Genomic DNA, 579 nt, shown 5'->3' on the forward strand with positions numbered 1-579 from the left:
GGCGTTATACGAAATCATCATTTACATAGTTAAGAGTTAACAATTGGATATCTTAGGAATTTTTAAAGACTACATATTTGCAGTCCTAATGGCACTGTTTTTAGCTTACATTGCTTATCAACAGTTGGTAACTAACCGTCAGAAACTCAAACTAGACCTCTACAATAAGAGATTCGAGGTATATACAGCTACGTTAAAATTTTACCAAGAATTAATAGGTGATGGTGTTACCTCAGAAACTCACAAGGGCTTCATCGAGAAAAAGGAAGCTGCCAAGTTCTTGTTCTCAGAAGATGTATCAATTTACGAACTGCTCAATGAATTGCACGAAAAGTCATTTAAGGTAAAAGCTTTCAAAGGGCATCGTGAAGAACTCGAGTCCAACCCTGAAATATTCAGCAAAGCGGCACAAGAGTCTCTAGAGGTAGTTAACTGGTCAGTCGAAGCAGTCAAATCTCTAAGCAGTAAACTAGAGAAATATTTAAACATGTAGCAAGTTTCGTATAACAAAGCATTTAAGAGTGATTCGCAACGCTTGGCAGTTTCGCTTCGCTCAAGTATAGCCAAGCGCCGCTCACA

General features: G+C 38.2%; 1 protein-coding gene. It reads left to right on the forward strand.

Annotated features, from left to right (window positions below; all coding sequences use genetic code 11):
* Positions 1 to 43 precede the first annotated feature (43 nt).
* A complete protein-coding gene (locus R7190_RS29275; protein WP_186584954.1) occupies positions 44 to 493 on the forward strand; it encodes a hypothetical protein in 450 nt (149 codons plus the stop codon).
* Positions 494 to 579 lie beyond the last annotated feature (86 nt).

The sequence above is a fragment of the Vibrio sp. 1078-1 genome (genome assembly GCF_033340475.1).